General features: G+C 75.0%; 1 pseudogene. It reads left to right on the top strand.

The window, feature by feature from the left end:
• Nucleotides 1–21 precede the first annotated feature (21 nt).
• Nucleotides 22–244: pseudogene (locus KVS71_RS18295) on the top strand (hypothetical protein); the annotation flags it as partial.

Here is a 244-nt window from a genome sequence, read left to right as displayed (position 1 = left end):
CCCTGACAGACCCCGGGGAGGGTGGGGGGGACCACCGTCCCGCCCCCCCCCGCCGACGGCGGCGTGACGGAGGGCGAGGTGACCGGCGACCCGAAGGCTCCGGGGACCGAGCGGTACCAGGGCGAGTTCATCGACGGGATCGCCGACGAGTTCGTGGGGCAGCCGTTCGAGGAGCTGAACGTCAGCCGCGTCGCCGGGTCGTCGCTCACGGGCGGGGGCTCCAACGCCCCCGTGGCCTCCATCA

It is taken from the genome of Microbacterium sp. GbtcB4 (assembly GCF_019091465.1).
In the GTDB taxonomy this organism is placed as follows: domain Bacteria; phylum Actinomycetota; class Actinomycetes; order Actinomycetales; family Microbacteriaceae; genus Microbacterium; species Microbacterium paraoxydans.
Note: the sequence above shows the minus strand (reverse complement) of the source record. Positions and strands in the feature narration are given on the sequence as shown.